Consider the following 16,827-nt stretch of genomic DNA (forward strand, 5'->3'; position numbering starts at 1 on the left):
AGGGCCTTTTGTCAGAGAGGAATGACGCGTTTTTCGCGCAGGTAGGCCTCGGCGGCCTCCATCACGGTCAGGATGTGGCGCCGCATCAGCAGCGTGGCCTCATCGGCATCCCCGCGGTCGATGGCGGCGACGATGAGGCCGTGTTCCACCTGCGAATTTCCGATCCGCTCCTTCAGGTCGAACTGCGCGGCGCGGAAGGCGGCCACGGACCGGCGGATGGTAAGGGTCGCATCGCGCAGGCTGTCGTTGCCGGCGCCGTCGTAGATCGCTTCGTGCAGAAGCGTGTTGTGGGCGCGATAGGCCGCGCGGTCGCGCTGCTCGACCAGCGCGAGGCCGGCGTCGTGGATCTCGGCAAGCCGCGCCTTGGCGGCGGCGTCCATGCGTCGCGCCGCATAGCCCGCGCAGAGGCCCTCGAGCTCGGCCATGAACTCGAACTTCTCGAGCATCTTGTCGGTCGACACCTCGGCCACGAACGCGCCGCGATGCGGGCGTGTTTCCACCAGTCCGACCACGGCCAGCTCGCGCAACGCCTCGCGCACCGGCGTGCGGGAGACCCCGAAATACTCGCCGATCAGCGCCTCGTCGAGTTTCTTGCCGGGCGGCAGCTTGCCCGAGACGATCTGCGCGCTCAGCTCCCGGACCACGGCGGCCGTGCTGGTCTCGCCCGGGGCGGGTTGCAGCCGGGTGTCGCGTTCCGTCATGCATCCTCCGTTTCGGGAATAACGCTGACATGCGCCGCGACGATGCGCCAATCGCCATCTATTTTCGCCCAGGTCTGGGACTGTCGCCCGATCTTGCCGAGGGCCCGCCGGAACAGCGTCATCGCCGTGGCGAAGTCGCTCCCGTAGCTGGTGATCACCGTCCGCTCCAGCGAGCGCTCCAGTCCCGACGCCGGACGTGCCGCGCGGAAGGCGGCAATCTCGTCATGCCCGTAGAGGTTTTCGCCGATGCCGTAGCGTATCGTCTTCGGATCGACGAGGAAGAGCTCGTCCAGCACCGCCACGTCGTTGCTCGTCAGCGCGGCCTCGTAGCGTTCGAAGGCGGCCGTGATCTCGGCGAGCGGTCCGGGCTGGTTGATGTCGTCGCGGGTCATGCGCTGGTCTCCTCGAAGGCCGGGACGGGCGCGGCACAGGTCCCCGAAAGCTCGAGCGTGCGCGCGATGCGCAGGGCGACGTCCTCGCGCCAGGCCGGGGCGATGATCTGGATGCCGAGCGGAAGAGGCCCGGCGGCATTCTGAACCGGCACCGATACCACGGGCAGTCCGATGAAGCTGATCGGCTGGGTGAAGATGCCGATATGCTTCCGGTAGGGTTGTTCGCGTCCGTCGATTTCCAACGTGTCGCTGTCGATGCGTGGGGCAGGGAAGGGGGTGGTCGGCGTCAGGATCGCATCGACGTGGCGGAACACCTCCGCGGCGTCTTCGGCGAACTGCCGGCGCAGCCGCTGAGCACGCACGTAGGCCACGCCCGGCACCAGCGCGCCGGCCAGCAGCCGGTCGCGCATCGGGCGGCCAAAGTCCTCGGGGCGGGTCTGCATCGCTTCGGCATGGGTCGCGGCCCCTTCGACGGCGGTGATCAGCGCTGCCGAGGCCCGGGCCGTCGCGGCACCGGGCAGATCGGCTTCGAGCGTCACCCCAAGCGCGGCGCAGACCCGGTCGAGGGCGTTTTTCGCGACGCCCTCGGTCGCCGCGAGCTCGCCGGAGCCACGGGCGATACGCAGCCCGCCAATGCCCTGATCCAGGGTTTCAAGCGCGGCGCAGGGCGGACGCGGGACAGAGGCCGGATCGCCGGCGTCGCTGCCCTGCATCGCCTCGAGGGCCAGCGCCAGGTCCTGCACCGATCGCGCCATCGGCCCGATGTGATCGAGGCTGTCGACGAAGGGAAAGGTGCCACTGCGCGGGATCCGACCGTAGGTCGCTTTCAGCCCGAACAGCCCGCACCAGGAGGAGGGCACCCGGATCGAGCCATTGGTATCGGAGCCCACGGTCAGCGGAACCATTCCGGCGGCCGTTGCGGCACCCGAGCCACCCGACGAGCCGCCCGACCGCCGTTCCGGGTCATGCGGGTTTCGGGTCGAGCCGAAATGGTCGTTTTCTCCAGTGAAATCATAGGCGTATTCGCCCATGTTGAGCGCGCCCACGAGGATCGCTCCGGCCGCCTCCAATCGCGTGACCACAGGGGCATCAGCAGCGGCGGGCGCATTGTCCATGTTTATCCGGGAGCCGGCGCGGGTGATGACGCCCGCGACATCGACAAGATCCTTCACCGCGAAGGGCACACCTGCCAGGGGGCCGGGATCCTCTCCGGCGCTGATGCGCGCGTCGATGCGGTTGGCGGTCTCCAGGGCGCGGGCCCCGGTCACCGTCGTGAAGGCGACGAGCGCGCTGTCTGTCTTCTCGATGCGGGCGAGCGCGGCCTCCACCGCGCCGCGTGCGGTCATCCGACCGCTGCGGACCGCTGCGGCGATTTCATGGGCTGAAAGGTCGATCCAGGCGGTCATTCATCCTCCTCCGGCGGTAGCATCCAGACCGGCGCATTCTCGCAGCGCGGCCGCAGCGGCGCGGCCATGACCGTCGCCACCATGGCCATGTTCTGTTCGAGCCCGGCGGCAATCGCGCCAAGGCGCTCCTCGGCGGGGGTCACGCCAAGGGCCGCAAGGCCCTGGCGCACGTCGTCTTCGGTCACGGCCATGGATCAGGCGGCCTCCAGCGTGTCGAGCAGCGGGGGGCGCAGCCCGGACCACGGGCGGGCGGCTTCGTAGGCGGCCGCCGCGCGCAGCACGAGCGGATCGTCCAGGTGGCGCCCGACGATCTGCAGCCCCACCGGAAGCCCGTCTTTCGTAAGCCCCGCAGGCACGGACGCGGCGGGTTGTCCGGTCATGTTGAAGGGGAAGCAGAAGCCCAGCCAGTCCGACGGATCGACAATCCGGCCCTCGGTCTTCTCTGGGCCCTGCATGTGCAGCGCAAAGGGGGGCACGGTCAGCGTCGGAGACAGCAGCAGGTCGTATTGCCCGAAGAATCTGGCCGCGACGTTGCACAGCTTCTTTCGTGCCATGTTCGCGTTGGTAAACGCCTCGTCGTCGTGGCGGGCCTGCAGCAGTTTCACCAGATGCGGCGACATGTTCTTCGCGTGCTCGGGGAGCCATGCCCGCATTCCGGCAAGGTCGCTGTCGGCCAGCACGAGCCCCCAGAAGTCCTCGCCCGGATCTTCCCAGCCGGGATCGGCCACCACCACCTCGCAGCCGAGATCGCGCTCGAAGACCGCAACCGCCTCACGCACGACGCGGCGCACCTCGGGATCGACGGCCAGATAGCCGAAATCCTCGCTGAACGCGATGCGCAGCCTTGGCAGTTGCCCGGCCTTCGCCTCGTCGAGCCATGCCACGTCGTTGGGGATCGTGTGCCGGTCGCGCATGTCCGGGCCGGCGATCACCGACAGCATCAGGGCCGCGTCCGACACGCTGCGCGCCATCGGGCCGATATGCTCGAGGCTTTCCCAGCTCGACACGCCGGGATAGCGCTCGTCGCGGCACCCCGGCCAGAGCGGAACGCGCCCCATCGAGGCCTTGATGCCCACCAGCCCGCAGTGCGCCGACGGGATGCGGACCGAGCCGCCGCCATCGGAGCCGATGGCAAACGGGGTCACCCCGGCGGCCACCGAGGCCCCGGATCCGGCCGAGGATCCGCCCGGTGTCAGCTCGGTGTTCCAGGGGTTCCGGGTGGTCTCGAAGACCGGGTTGTGGCCGACGCCGCTGTAGCCGAATTCCGGCACGTTCGTCTTGCCGAGGATCACCGCGCCCGCGGCCTTCAGCCGCTCGACCACGATGTCGTCGTCTTCGGGGACGAAATCCCGATAGATGGTCGACCCCATGGCGGTGACCAGGTCCTTCGTGGCGACAAGGTCCTTGATCCCCACGGGCACGCCCGCGAGCGGCCCCAGCGTCTCGCCCGCAGCCCGCGCGGCATCGACCGCGGCCGCGGTCTTGCGCGCCAGTTCGGGGGCCGGGGTGCAGAAGGCGTGCAGATGCGGTTCGGTCAGATCCATGCGCGCGATTGCAGCCTCGGTGACCTCGGCCGCCGACAGGCGCCCCGTGCGAACGGCGTCGGCGATTTCTCCGGCCGACAGCGCGGCATAGTCTTCATGTGTCAGGGTCATGCGGAAACTTCCTCTTGGTCGAGACGGAAATGACAGGCGGCGGCGTGGCCTCCGAGGTCGCTCAGGGGCGGGGCTTTCCTGGCGCAAATGTCCTGGCCCATGGGGCAGCGCCCGTAGAAACGGCAGACGTTCGGATCGGGGTCGATCGGGCTGCGCGGCTCGCCATCGAGGCGGATGCGCGCCGCCTCGCCGGCGCCGGGGATCGCCGAGAGCAGGGCCTTGGTGTAAGGATGCGCCGGCCGTTCGAAGATCTCCTTCACCGGGGCGCATTCGATGATCTTGCCAAGATACATGACCGCCACCCGGTCGCAGACCAGCTTGACGACGTTGAGATCGTGGCTGACGAAAAGATAGCTCATCCCCAGCGTCTCGCGCAGCTCTCCGAGCAGTTGCAGGATCACCACCTGCACCGACACGTCGAGCGCCGAGGTCGGCTCGTCGAGGATCAGCAGCTCCGGACGCAGGATGATCGCCCGCGCGATGCCCACCCGGGCCTTCTGCCCACCCGACAGCTGGTGCGGGTAACGGCTCAGAAGCTCCGGCGGCAGACGGGTGATGCGGGCCGCCTCCTGCACCGCCTCCGACACCTCGGCGCGGGTCTTCTTGCCGCCCAGACGACGCAGCGGGTCCGCGATGCTGTCGAAGATGCGGAATTGCGGGTTGAGACTGTCGGTCGGGTCCTGGAACACCACCTGGATGCGCTTGCGCTCGGTGTGGGTGCCGAACCGACGGGCGGGAATGTCGCCGATGCTCTGTCCGTCGATGCGGATCGCGCCGGCGGTCGGGTCGATCAGCCGCGACAGCACGCGCACCAGCGTGGATTTTCCGCAGCCGGACTCGCCGACGAGGCCAAGGCTTTCACCGCGCGCAATGGTGAGACTGACCCCGTCCACCGCGTGCAGCTGGCCCGAGCCGGTGGGGTAGATCTTCTCGAGGTTCTCCAGTTCCAGAAGCGGAGCAGTCATGCGCTTTCCTTCCATGGCATGTGGCAGGCCACCTCGTGGCTGGCGTCGAGCGGCACCCGGGGCAGCGGCGCGGCGCAGCCGGGCGTGCTCTGCGGACAGCGATGGGCGAAGCGGCACGGCGGCAGATCCCGGCGCAGGTCGGGCAGGGAGCCCGGAATGGCTGCCAGTTCAGACAACGTGGCGGCCCCGTGCGGCGTCGCCTTCATCAGCAGGCCGGTGTAGGGGTGCGTCGCACGCTGGAAGATGTCGCTGGTGGTGCCCTGTTCGACGATATGGCCGGCGTGCATCACCGCGAAGCGATCGCAGTATTCCGCCGCCAGTGTCAGGTCATGGGTGATCAGGATCGTCGACATCCGCCGCTGCGAGGATTTCTCGCGGATGAGATCCATGATCACCGCCTGCGTGGTCACGTCGAGCCCGGTGGTCGGTTCGTCGGCAATCAGCAGTTCCGGTTCGCTGGCAAACGCCAGGGCGATCATCACGCGCTGGCACATGCCGCCGGACAGCTCGAAGGGATAGGCGTGGTAGCGCCGCTCGGGGTCCGGAATGCGCACCTCCGCCAGCGCTGCGACCGCCGCCTTGCGGGCCTCGCGCTTGGGCATGGCGCGGTGCGCCCGCAGCACGTCGACGATCTGCTCGCCGATGGGACGGATCGGGTTCAGCGCGGCACGCGCGTTCTGGAAGATCATCGTCATGCGCTTGCCGCGCATCGCCGCGACCTCGGCATCGCTGGCGCTGCGCAGGTCCACCCCGCCACAGATCATCCGGTCGGCGGTCACATGTGCCGAGCCGCCGAGCAGCCGCATGACCGCGTAGGCGGACACCGATTTGCCCGAACCGCTTTCGCCCACCAGCCCCATGGTCTCGCCTCGGGCCAGCTTGAACGAGACGTCCTCAAGGGCGTGAACCATGCCGTCGCGGGTCGCGAAATCGACTTTCAGGTTCTGGATGTCGAGCAGGGGAACCTGGGTCATGTGCGGCCTTTCGGATCGATGATGTCACGCAGCCCGTCGCCAAGCAGGTTGAAGCAGAACACGGCAAGGACCAGCGCGCCCCCGGGGAAGAGGAAGATCCACCATTCGCCGGAGAAGATGTAGTTGGCGCCTTCCGACACCATGATCCCCCACTCGGGGGTCGGCGGGCGGACACCGAGGCCGATGAACGACAGGCCGGCGGCGTTCAGGATCGCCCAGCCGAGGTTGAGCGAGACCTGCACCATCATCGGCGGCAGGATGTTCGGCACGAGGTGCACCGCGAGGATGCGCGCGGAGCTGTTGCCGCTCAGCCTTGCGGCCTCGACGAAGCCCGCGTCGCGGCGGCTGTTCACCTCGGCCCGCGCAAAGCGGATGTAGAACGGCAGGTTGATGATCGCGGTGGCGTAGACGATGTTCCAGACCGTGTTGCCGAGCGCTGCGACCACGCCCATCGCGAGCACGAACAGGGGAAAGGCCATGATCGTGTCGACCAGTCGCCCGACGATGCGGTCGGTCCAGCCGCCGAAGTATCCGGCGGCGGCGCCGAACCCCAGCCCGAGGACGAAGGAGATCGAGACCGCCGCGATGGCGATGCCGAAGTCCACGCGCGCGGCGACGATCGTGCGGCTCAGCACGTCGCGCCCCAGCTGATCGGTGCCGAACGGATGCGCCCAGCTTGGCGGCTGCAGCGTGTCGGAGGAAGTCGCCAGCGCGTCGTAGGGCGCGATGGCCTCGCCGAAGATCGCGGCGATCACGAAGAGCGAGAAAAGCAGCATCGCGAAGGCCGTCAGCGGGTTGGACTTCATCGCATGGACGAAGCCCGACCAGAAGTTGGCAAGCCTGGAAGGCTCCCGCTGCGCGGGGATGGTGGAAAGGTTCGTCTGGTCAGTCATCGTAGCGTACCCTCGGGTCGACGATCATGTTCAGGATATCCACGCCCAGGTTGAGCAGGATGTAGAGAATGGCCATCATCACCACGAAGCCCTGGATCGCCGCGTAGTCCGAGGTCAGCACGGCCTCGACCGCGTAGGTGCCGATGCCGGGCCATCCGAAGACCTGCTCGATCAGGACGTTGGCCCCGAGCAGGAAGGAAAAGATCATGCCCAGGATGTTGACCACGGGCAGCAGCGCGTTGCGGAAGCCGTAGGTCCAGAGGATCTTCCGGCGCGGCAGGCCCTCGGCCCTCGCGGTGGTGATGAATTCGCTGCCCAGCACGCCGATCATGGAGGCCCGCGTCATCCGCGCCAGCGGTGCCAGCGCGAAGAGCCCAAGCGAGATCGCCGGCAGGATCAGCTGGCCGAGCGCGGCCCGCGCGGTCTCGATGTCGCCCGCGATGAGCGCGTCGACGGTCAGGAAGCCCGTCACCGTCGGCGGGATCGGGAAGTAGATCGCCAGCCGCCCGATCGGCGAGGGTGCCCAGCCGAGCTTGTAGTAGAAGACGAAGATCAGCACGAGCGCGGTGAAGAACGACGGGAAGGCGGCGGCGGCGGTCACGGTGCCGCGGCACAGGTGATCGATCCACGAGCCCGGATTGACCGCGGCCCAGAGCCCCAGCGGCACCGCCACGACAATGGCAAAGAGCAGCGCGTAGAGCGTCAGCTCGAAGGAGGCGGGCAGCCGCCGCACGAGGTCGGTCAGCACGGGCTGACCCGAATTGAACGAGCGGCCGAGATCGCCCTGGACGAGATCGCCCACGTAGGCCACGAACTGCACCGGCAGCGGCTGGTCGAGCCCGAGCCGCGCCTTGGTCTCGGCAATCGACTCCGCCGTCGCGGAAGGACCGGCAAAATAGGCAGCCGGATCGCCCGGCAGGGTGTGACTGATCACGAAGGTGACGATGATCACCCCGATCAGGCTTGGCACGGCACTCAGAAAGCGTTTCGCGATCAGCCTGATCATGCCAGCGCCTCGAACAGCTGGGCCGAGGTGCCGACGGTCCCGAAGAGACCGTCGCCCATCTTGGTGAACTTGAGGATCGCCTGGTGGTTATGCGCCAGCGAGGCGGCGCAGCAGTCGTCGAGCAGCATGCACTCGAAGCCACGGTCGTTGGCATCGCGCATGGTGGTGTGCACGCAGCAATCGGTGGTCACCCCGGTGAAGATCAGGTTGCGGATGCCGCGCGCGTGCAGGATCTGCTCGAGGTCGGTGGCATAGAAGGCGCCCTTGCCCGGCTTGTCGATGACCGGTTCGCCGGCGGCCGGAGTCAGTTCCGGGACGATCTCCCAGCCCGGCTCGCCGCGGGTCAGCATCCGGCCGCAGGGCCCCGCGGTGCCGATCTCGGCCCCTTCGCGCGCCGACCGCCAGCGCTTGTTGTCGTTGAGGTCGGCAAGGTCGGGCCGGTGGCCTTCGCGGGTGTGGATGATCGGGAACCCGAGCTCCCGCATGCGCCCGAGGACAGCGCGGATCGGCTCGACCACGGCGCGCATCGGTGCCGGGTCCGCGCCATGCTGGCCGACCCAGCCGTCGACGTCACAGAAGTCGCGTTGCATGTCGATGATGATCAGCGCCGTGTCGGCGGGCGTGAAGCGCCCGTCGAAGGGCCAGGCGTAGGGATCTGATTTGACTTGGGGGTAGGCGGTCATGCGGCTGCTCCGGTCAGGGTGGCGATCACGTCGTCCGAGGTCGCGATCGACCCCCAGAGACCGTTCGAGAGGCGGAAGATCTCGACCTGTGCCTCGTGGTAGGAATGATCGGCGGCACCGCAGCAGTCTTCGAGCAGCAGGCACTCGAAGCCGCGGTCGTTGGCATCCCGCAGGGTGGATTGCACGCAGCAGTCGGTGGTCACCCCGGCGATCATCAGGTTGCGGATGCCGCGGGTCCGCAACACGGTGTCGAGATCGGTGCCCATGAAGGCGCCCTTTCCGGGCTTGTCGATCACCACCTCGCCCTCGGCCGGGGCAAGTTCGGGGATGATGTCCCAGTTCGGTTCGCCGCGGATGAGGTAACGTCCGAGCGGGCCCATGGCGCCGATGCCGTTGCCGTTGAGCTGCTGCGACCGCCAGAGCTTGTTGGCGGGCAGATCGCTCAGGTCGGGACGATGCCCTTCGCGGGTGTGAATGATGGTGTAGCCAGCGGGGCGCAGCACCTTCAGCAAGTTCTGAAGCGGTTCGATCGGGCGGCGCGTGTTGCGCAGGTCGCTGCCACGGGAGTGCACCCAGCCACCTTCGCCGCAGAAGTCGATCTGCATGTCGATGATGATGAGGGCTGTGTTCTCGGGGCGCAGGTCTCCGTCGAAGGGCCACGGGTAAAGGCCCTGAACATGCGAGGTCATGCGGCTGCTCCTTGGCAAGGATGGGTATATTCGGGACGTGTCAGCCGGAGGCGCCGCGTGCGCCTCCGGCCGGATCGTCAGTCCGCGCGCGAGATGGTGCGGAAGTCGAGGAAGGTGTGGAACCAGTAGACGTAGCCTTCGATGTCGTTCTGCATCGCGACATCCATGAAGTCCTGGGCCACCGGGATCTTAGGAAGCGTGGTCATCACGTGGTCGATGATGCCGGTGATCTCTTCGTCGTAGGCGGCGCTGTCGGTCTCGAAGCGTGCCTTCTGGATCATCTCGTCAAGCTCCTCGTCCTGCTGAGCCGCAACGTTGAACACCGAGTTGTTGGCGCCGTAGTAGGTCCAGTAGAAGTGGTACTCGGGCCAGTCGAGCCACGCATGGAAACTGGTGACCGCCATGGGCATGGATTTCTCGAGCATCTTGGAGAACCAGTTCGAGCCCGGCACCTTCTCGATCGTGACGTCGACGCCGATCTTCGCGAGATTCTGCTGGATCAGCAGCGCCATCGGCTCGCGCGTGGTGGCGCGGGACAGGTCAAGGTAGATCGTGCTTTCGAACCCGTCGGGGTAGCCCGCTTCGGTCAGCAGTTCCTTCGCCTTGTCCAGGTCGGTGTGGTAGGGGCTCGGCACCGGCCAGGCGACATCATAGTCGCTGCCGGGCTCGGCGCCGTACATCGGCGCGGCGCGGCCGTAGAAGGCATCGCTCATGATCGCGTCGTAGGGAATGGCATAGGCCATCGCCTCGCGCACCATCGGATTGTCGAAGGGCGGCATGTTGACGTTCATCTCGAGGTTCACGATGGCCGACTGCTTCGGCACGCCGATCACCTTCACCGACTCCGAGTCCGCCAGTTCGGCGAAATCCTTCGGCGGCAGACCGACCGAGACATCCGCATCGCCGCTTTCCAGCAGCGCACGACGGGTCCCGGCAGAGGCGATCTGACGGTAGACGACGGTCTTCATCGCCGGAAGGTCGCCGTTCTTCCAGTCTTCGAAGCGCTGGAAGACGATCTCGTTGCCAGGCGTCCAGCGCACCACGTCATAGGCGCCGCCGCCCGCAGTGTTGTTGGCCAGCCATTCGGTCGCCCACGGGTCATCTTCGGTCGCGTGCTCAAGCGCGAGGTCCGAGTTGATCACGATCGGGATCGGCGTGGTCAGGTCGGGCAGTGCGAGCTTGTTGCCGTCGGGGACGTGGATCTTGAAGGTGTGCGTGTCCACCGCCTCGAACTGGTCGGGCTCGGTCATCGAACCGGCGCCCATCTGGATCAGCGGGAAGCCCCCGGCCTCCACGGCGCGGTCGAACGACCATTTGACGTCCTTGGCTTCGACCGGCGAGCCATCGTGGAACGTGGCATCCTCACGCAGCTGGAACGTCAGCTCGGTGCCGTCTTCGCTGATCTCCCAGCTGGTGGCCAGTTCCGGCAGAACCTCGGTCTTGTCGTAGACCTGCGTCCCGTCTTCGAGTGTCTTGACGCCGTGCTTGACCAGCCGGTCGTAGACCTGCAGCGCAACGAGACGCGTGTAGTCGTTGGAAGTGGGGGTTTGGGTGTCGAGAGAGTTCGGCCCCTGCTCACCCACGGCAATGATCACATCCTGGCGCGATTGCGCCATGGCGGGGAGAGCCGCCGAGGAGGCGATCAGCGCGCTGAGGCTCAGCGCCTTGATCGTGGCAGAAATTGTCATTTCAAGCTCCTGTTGGATCTGTTCGAGACTCTTCTCCGGCGCGGGAGGGGGCGCCTCCGGTCTCGAGGGCAGACAAGGCGCTCTGCAGCGGCGGAGCGACCCTTGCGCCAACGCAAATATGTTAAAGGCGGTGTTTAGATTAATATTTATGCTCGCATACACTGTGTGATTACAAAACAGACTCAATATGAATGAACGAACATGGATACCATGCTCGATGTTTGTATGAACATTCGTATGTTGATTCTGTTTGCTTTTGACGCAGCGCCCGGGATGACCGCCCCGAACGGCCATGATGGCCGGTCGAGAAATCCGAGGTCAGCTTGGCCTGCAAATCGACACGATCTGCAGAGTGCAGTCTGTCGCGCCTGAAAGCGCCGATCCGAAGCTCGGCTGTGTGTGGTTTATTACATAATTCATATTCTGCGCTTTCCCGAGTGGCGCCAACGACCGCCGGCCCAAGGCGCAATTTTCATTGGAAGGCAGTCGGCTGAACGCTGGCAGCATGCGTAGGCCCCTCGCGAGAGGTTCCCGGCCGAAGCCTTCCGCGCCGAAATGATGGCAGGGCTCGGCCGGCGCGGCCCACCCGGGCCAGCTTCGGGACCGAGTGTGGATTGCGCAGCGGGCTGCGACAGGCATCGACAAATCGTCGAATGCCGGATCGTCCCCGAGAGCGGGACGATGTGGCGATGGACAGAACAGAAGCACCGATGCGCGCGAGGGCGGCACCGGGCTCGCCGGATGCCGACCCATTACTTGACTTTTACAGTCGGAATTGCGAACGTGAGCGCGCTCAGCAAGCCGGAAGACGGCCCGCCAAGCTGCTCTCCAACCTCCCCTGCCGAGCTTTTCCGATGACCTTCATGCCCCGCATGACCGCCGAAACCCGTGCCATCCGCACGCTGCGCCCGCTGAGCTGGCGGCGCTGGCCGGGGGTGATCGCGGATGTCTGGCACGTCCATGGCGAGGCCGGCGGCGGCGGGTTCTACCGCGCGCCGGACCCGCGGCTGGTGGTGTTTCTCGGCGGCGGACGCGGGTTGCGGCTGCGCACCGACGACGGCAGCCCGTGGCAGGAGGATGTCTCGGTGATGTATGTGCCGGCCGGTGTTCCGCTCTGGAGCGCCTTCTCGGAAAGCGGCGACCATGCGCATCTCGACCTGCACCTTGACTCCGGGCCGTTGCGGCAACGGCTATGCAACCAGCCGCGCGGCGCGCTGTCTCGGCCCCGGCTCGCCAACGGGGGGCCGCAGGTCCACATGCTCGCGCGGATGATCGCGGCCGAGGTCGAGCACCCGGCCCGCCCGGACATGGCAAGCGACGGCCTGCTGTCTGCGCTGCTGTCCGAGGTGCTTGACCTCGGCCCGCCGGAAACCGGCGGCGAACGGGGTGGCCTGCCTCCGCACCTGCTGCAGAAACTCGAGAGCCATGCCCGCGCCGCCCTGCACCGGCGCATCACCAGCGCCGAGCTCGCCGAGGTCGCGGGCCTGTCGGAAAGCTGGCTGACCCGTGGCTTCCGCGCCAGCCGTGGCCAGACACCGCAGAAATGGCTGATGGCGCTGCGGCTCGAGGCGGCCGAGGCGATGATGCCGGACCCCCGCGCCAGCCTCGCCGAGATCGCGGCGGCCTGCGGCTTTTCCGACCAGGCCCATCTCACGCGGGCCTTCCGCGCCCGCCATGGCGAGACGCCGGGCGAGTGGCGACGCAAGCGTTTTGTCCCGGATGCTTCAAAGCGCGCCCGTCCGGTTCAAGCGGCCGGCGAATATCCGATCTATTTGATCGGGAAATATCAGCAACGCTCCGGACAGTGACATGACCCAACCCATTCGCGCAGCCCTCGTCGCAGGCGCAAGCCTGCTGGCGCTGGCAACCGCCGCGGCGGCGCAATCCACCGCAGACCTCTACGATCTCGGCACGCTCGTCGTCGACGGCACCGCCGACCCCTCCGACCCGGTGCCCGGCTACGTCGCCACCACCGCCGCGACGGCCACCAAGACCGGCACCCCGATCCTCGAGACCCAGCAGTCGATCTCGGTGATCACCGGCGAACAGATCGAGGACCAGGGCGCCACCACGCTGGGCGACACGCTGGGCTACACCGCCGGCCTGACGGCGCAGCCCTTCGGCACCGACCCGCGCTTCGACAGCCCCACGATCCGTGGCTTCAACGGGCAGGACGCGCAGTTCCTCAACGGTCTCCGGCTGATGCGCGATTTCGGCGCCCCGGCCTTCGAGATCTACTCGCTGGAGCGGGTCGAGGTGCTCAAGGGGCCGTCCTCGGCGCTCTACGGGGCCGGCATTCCGGGCGGGGTCATCAACCAGATCCAGAAACGCGCGCAGTTCCTCAGCTTCGGCGAGCTCGGTGTCGGCGTGGGCGATCCCAAGGCGACCGAGGGCTTCGTCGATTACAACCACGCCTTCTCGGACATCTTTGCCGCCCGCGTCACCGCAGTCGCCCGCGACAGCGAAGGCGACGTCGAGGAGCTGACCAACGAGCGGAGCTATCTCGGCCTCGCCACCCGCTGGGCACCGGTCGCGGGAACCCAGGTCGAATTTCTCGGCTCCTGGCTGAAGGACAGCCCGATCACGCCCGCCGGCCTGCCCTACGATCTCGTCGGCGAAGACGATGACGAGGACCTCCGCAGCTTCTATGCCGGCGATCCCGGGGACCACGACAGCGACCGCGAGATGCTGAACCTCGGCTTCTCGGCGAGCCACGAGCTGACCTCGAACTGGTCGGTCGAGGCGAACTTCCGCTACCAGAAGTTCGACTGGGACTATACCGGCTTCTACGTGAACGGCCTGGGCGCGGACGGCGACACCATTGACCGAGGCGGCAACTCCACCTCCGAGGACAGCTTCACCCAGAACCTCGACCTGCGGCTGAACGGGCGGTTCGACACCGGCGCCGTCGCGCATACGCTCGTGGTCGGGCTCGACGCCCGCCGCTACGGTGTCGAAAGCGAGACCGGCTTCCGGTACGCGGATCCGATCAGCTACGCCGACCCGAGCTACGATGGCGCCAACCTCAGCGATCCGTGGTATGTCTCCGCCGACGACCTGACGCTCGAGCAGGTCGGCCTCTACGCCCAGGACGAGATGTCCTTCGGCAACTGGCGCGGCAGCCTCGCGCTGCGCCACGACTGGACCAGCCAGACCGGCAGCACCTATACCAACTTCGTCGGCAGCTCGCCGGTCGACCAGGAAGACGAGGCCACGACCGGCCGTGCCGGCATCTCCTACATCTTCGACAATGGCGTCGCGCCCTACCTGAGCTACGCGACCTCCTTCGACCCCGAGATCGGGACCGACAACAGCGGCAACGCCTTCGAGCCGACGCGCGGCCGCCAGTGGGAAGCCGGGGTGAAATACGAGCCGCTGGGCTTCAACGGGTTCTTCTCGGCGGCGGTCTACAACCTGCGCCAGGAGAACGTGCGATCCGCCTTCACCGACGCCAACGGCATCGGCGACTTCAGGCAGGAGGGCGAGGTGCTGTCGCGCGGCGTGGAGCTCGAAGGCTCCGCCGATCTCGCGGAGGGCTGGAACATCCGGGGCCAGTACACCTGGAACGACACCAAGGTCCTGAGCGGCGACAACGCCGGCAATGCGCTCGCCAATGCGCCCGAGCACAACGCGAGCCTCTGGCTGAACTACGATTTCGCCGGCGTCACGGCACTCGAGGGGCTGCAGCTCGGCGGTGGTCTGCGCTACATCGGCGAGCGCTACGGCGACGCGGCCAACAGCTACGATCTCGACGCGGTGACGCTGGTCGATCTTCAGGCCTCCTACGCCCTCACCGAGGACCTCGGCCTGTCGGTCAATGTCTCCAACGTCTTCGACGAGGCCTATGTCGCCAACTGCGGCTCCTTCGGGTGCTACTACGGCGACGGACGCACCGTGCAGGCCCGCCTGACCTGGAAGTGGTGACCGGCCCCATGCACCTTCTGAAGCGCCGCGCGGTCCTGCGCGGCGCTTTGTCGTCGCTGGCCCTTGCCGCGACGCCCGGTCTTGGCGCCGGGCGCCCCGAGCGCATCGCGGCGATCGACTGGGCAATGCTCGAGACGGCGCTTGCGCTGGGGGTCACCCCGGTCGCCGCCTGCGAGCTGATCCGGTTTCGCGCCGATGCCATCGAACCGCCGGTGCCCGAGACCGTCACCGATCTCGGGCTGCGCGGCTCTCCGAACTTCGAACTGCTGCAGCTGACCCGCCCGACAATGATCCTGACCTCGCCATGGTATGCGCAGATCGCGCCGCGCCTCGAAAGCATCGCGCCGCTCTTCTCGCACGCGGTCTACACCGGCGCGCCGCCGTTTTCCCGGGCCCTCGAGGGCAGCGCCGCGCTCGGCGCGCGGCTCGGACGCGACGAGACCGCCCGCGAGGTAGACCGCGCGGCGCGCGAGACGCTCGAGACCCTGCGGGCCCGGCTCGCCCCGCTGCGGGACCGCCCCGTCTACATCGTCCAGATCGGCGACGCGCGCCATTTCCGTGCCTTCGGCCCCGACAGCATGTTCGGTGACGTCGCGACGCGTCTGGGGCTCGAGAACGCCTGGACGGCCCCCACCGAGTTCAGCTTTGCCGCGCCCACCCCGCTGGAGCGGCTCGCCGCCCGTCCCGACGCGCGCATCCTCTCGGTCGGTCCGGTCCCGCCCGAGGCGGCGCCGGGTCTGAAGCGGTCGGTGCTCTGGAACCGGCTTGAGCCGGTGGCGCAGGGCCGCTTCGGCGTGATGTCCCCGGTCAACCCGTTCGGCGCGGTGCCGGCGGCGCTCCGCTTCGCCCGGCTGGCCGCCGACGCGCTGGAGCGCATGGCATGAGGCTCGCGCTGCCCTCCGCCTTTCTGCTGTCCGCCCTGCTCTGGGCGATGGCCGCCCCCTCGGGGCTTCCGGCGACCCTCGATCCCGACGGGCTGAGCCTCGACGCGCTGCTGATGGCCTACGGTCACATGCCGCGCGGGGCCATGGCGCTGGTCGCGGGCGCCTGCCTCGGGCTGTCGGGGGCGCTGCTGCAGATCGTGCTGCGCAACCCGATCGCCGATCCCTCGACGCTGGGCATTTCCTCGGGCGCGCAGCTGGCGCTTGTCGCCGTCACCGTGTTGTTCCCCGACCTGCTGGGCTGGGGACGCGCCCCGGTGGCGCTGGCCGGGGCCTTTGCGGCGGCGGCGCTGGTCATGGGGCTGGGCGCGCTGCGCGGCTTCCACCCGGTGACCATGGTCATCGCGGGGATGCTGGTCTCGCTCTTCGCGTCGTCGCTCGCGGGCGCGCTGACGCTGTCGCAGGGGCAATACCTGTTCTCGCTGGTGGTCTGGACCGGCGGCTCGCTGGTGCAGACCGGCTGGGGGCCGGTGCTGGCGCTATCGCTCGTGCTGGCGCTCGGAGGCGGGCTCGCGGCGCTCATGGCGCGCCCGCTCTCGGTGCTCGGGCTCGAGGCCGAAAGCGCGCGTTCGCTCGGGCTGCCGGTCGGCCGGGTCCGGGCGCTGGCGGTGGTCCTTGCCTGCGTTCTGGCGGCGAGCGTCTCTGCCGCGGTCGGCCTCGTGGCCTTCGTCGGGCTCGCCGCGCCGGCGCTGGCCCGCGCGCTGGGGGCACGCCGCCCGTCGCAGATCCTCGCGCTGGCGCCGCTCACCGGGGCGGTGCTCCTGTCGCTGGTCGACGGGCTGGTGCTGACCGCCGCCGGACAGGACGGCGAGATGTTCCCCACCGGGGCCGTCACCGGGCTGATCGGAGGCCCGCTGCTGCTGTGGCTGCTGCCGCGCCTGCGCGCCACGCCGCCGCCGGTCGCCGACGA

At 68.0% G+C, this 16,827-nt stretch carries 16 protein-coding genes; 4 read left to right on the top strand and 12 right to left on the bottom strand.

The window, feature by feature from the left end; genetic code table 11:
• Positions 1-11 precede the first annotated feature (11 nt).
• From D6860_RS13605 to D6860_RS13660, 12 genes are all read right to left on the bottom strand, one after another.
• Positions 12-701 carry a GntR family transcriptional regulator gene (locus D6860_RS13605; RefSeq protein ID WP_017467423.1) on the bottom strand — a complete coding sequence of 230 codons (690 nt, stop codon included), beginning with the start codon at positions 699-701 and terminating at the stop codon, positions 12-14.
• A complete protein-coding gene (gene hpxZ, locus D6860_RS13610) occupies positions 698-1,093 on the bottom strand; it encodes an oxalurate catabolism protein HpxZ (RefSeq protein ID WP_017467422.1) in 396 nt (131 codons plus the stop codon). Before hpxZ ends, D6860_RS13605 begins: the two co-directional genes overlap by 4 nt.
• Positions 1,090-2,499: an AtzE family amidohydrolase gene (locus tag D6860_RS13615; protein ID WP_076625684.1), complete on the bottom strand. Its 1,410-nt coding sequence runs from the start codon at positions 2,497-2,499 to the stop codon at positions 1,090-1,092. The genes hpxZ and D6860_RS13615 overlap by 4 nt, the downstream gene beginning before the upstream one ends.
• Positions 2,496-2,690: an AtzG-like protein gene (locus tag D6860_RS13620; protein WP_076625683.1), complete on the bottom strand. Its 195-nt coding sequence runs from the start codon at positions 2,688-2,690 to the stop codon at positions 2,496-2,498. The genes D6860_RS13615 and D6860_RS13620 overlap by 4 nt, the downstream gene beginning before the upstream one ends.
• 3 nt (positions 2,691-2,693) lie before the next feature.
• Positions 2,694-4,154, bottom strand: coding sequence for an amidase (locus tag D6860_RS13625; RefSeq protein ID WP_076625682.1), 1,461 nt, complete (start codon positions 4,152-4,154; stop codon positions 2,694-2,696).
• Complete coding sequence (locus D6860_RS13630; protein WP_076625681.1) at positions 4,151-5,119, bottom strand: ABC transporter ATP-binding protein; 969 nt, start codon at positions 5,117-5,119, stop codon at positions 4,151-4,153. The genes D6860_RS13625 and D6860_RS13630 overlap by 4 nt, the downstream gene beginning before the upstream one ends.
• Positions 5,116-6,093 (bottom strand): ABC transporter ATP-binding protein, encoded by a 978-nt coding sequence (locus D6860_RS13635; protein ID WP_076625680.1) that lies wholly within the window; start codon positions 6,091-6,093, stop codon positions 5,116-5,118. The genes D6860_RS13630 and D6860_RS13635 overlap by 4 nt, the downstream gene beginning before the upstream one ends.
• Complete coding sequence (locus D6860_RS13640) at positions 6,090-6,986, bottom strand: ABC transporter permease (RefSeq protein ID WP_076625679.1); 897 nt, start codon at positions 6,984-6,986, stop codon at positions 6,090-6,092. The genes D6860_RS13635 and D6860_RS13640 overlap by 4 nt, the downstream gene beginning before the upstream one ends.
• Positions 6,979-7,992, bottom strand: coding sequence for an ABC transporter permease (locus D6860_RS13645; RefSeq protein WP_017469179.1), 1,014 nt, complete (start codon positions 7,990-7,992; stop codon positions 6,979-6,981). Before D6860_RS13645 ends, D6860_RS13640 begins: the two co-directional genes overlap by 8 nt.
• Positions 7,989-8,675, bottom strand: a complete 687-nt coding sequence (locus tag D6860_RS13650) for a cysteine hydrolase family protein (protein WP_076625678.1) — start codon at positions 8,673-8,675, stop codon at positions 7,989-7,991. The genes D6860_RS13645 and D6860_RS13650 overlap by 4 nt, the downstream gene beginning before the upstream one ends.
• Positions 8,672-9,364 carry a cysteine hydrolase family protein gene (locus D6860_RS13655; protein ID WP_076625677.1) on the bottom strand — a complete coding sequence of 231 codons (693 nt, stop codon included), beginning with the start codon at positions 9,362-9,364 and terminating at the stop codon, positions 8,672-8,674. Before D6860_RS13655 ends, D6860_RS13650 begins: the two co-directional genes overlap by 4 nt.
• Positions 9,365-9,441: 77 nt before the next feature.
• A complete protein-coding gene (locus D6860_RS13660) occupies positions 9,442-11,052 on the bottom strand; it encodes an ABC transporter substrate-binding protein (protein ID WP_076625676.1) in 1,611 nt (536 codons plus the stop codon).
• Between the two features lie 854 nt (positions 11,053-11,906).
• On the opposite strand from D6860_RS13660, the gene D6860_RS13665 reads away from it, so the two are divergent.
• The 4 genes from D6860_RS13665 to D6860_RS13680 form a co-directional block, all read left to right on the top strand.
• Positions 11,907-12,860: an AraC family transcriptional regulator gene (locus D6860_RS13665; protein ID WP_076625675.1), complete on the top strand. Its 954-nt coding sequence runs from the start codon at positions 11,907-11,909 to the stop codon at positions 12,858-12,860.
• 1 nt (position 12,861) lies between these two features.
• The gene (locus D6860_RS13670; protein ID WP_076625674.1) at positions 12,862-14,976 is read left to right on the top strand and encodes a TonB-dependent receptor; all 2,115 of its coding nucleotides are present in this window, start codon (positions 12,862-12,864) and stop codon (positions 14,974-14,976) included.
• 8 nt (positions 14,977-14,984) lie between these two features.
• Positions 14,985-15,860: an iron-siderophore ABC transporter substrate-binding protein gene (locus tag D6860_RS13675; RefSeq protein ID WP_076625723.1), complete on the top strand. Its 876-nt coding sequence runs from the start codon at positions 14,985-14,987 to the stop codon at positions 15,858-15,860.
• Positions 15,857-16,827, top strand: a 971-nt coding sequence (locus D6860_RS13680) for an iron chelate uptake ABC transporter family permease subunit (protein ID WP_164845644.1), incomplete at its 3' end; no start/stop codon positions are given. The genes D6860_RS13675 and D6860_RS13680, both read left to right, overlap by 4 nt.

Origin of the sequence: Salipiger sp. D13 (genome assembly GCF_003703915.1) — a bacterium.
Classification (GTDB): Bacteria; Pseudomonadota; Alphaproteobacteria; order Rhodobacterales; family Rhodobacteraceae; genus Salipiger; species Salipiger profundus.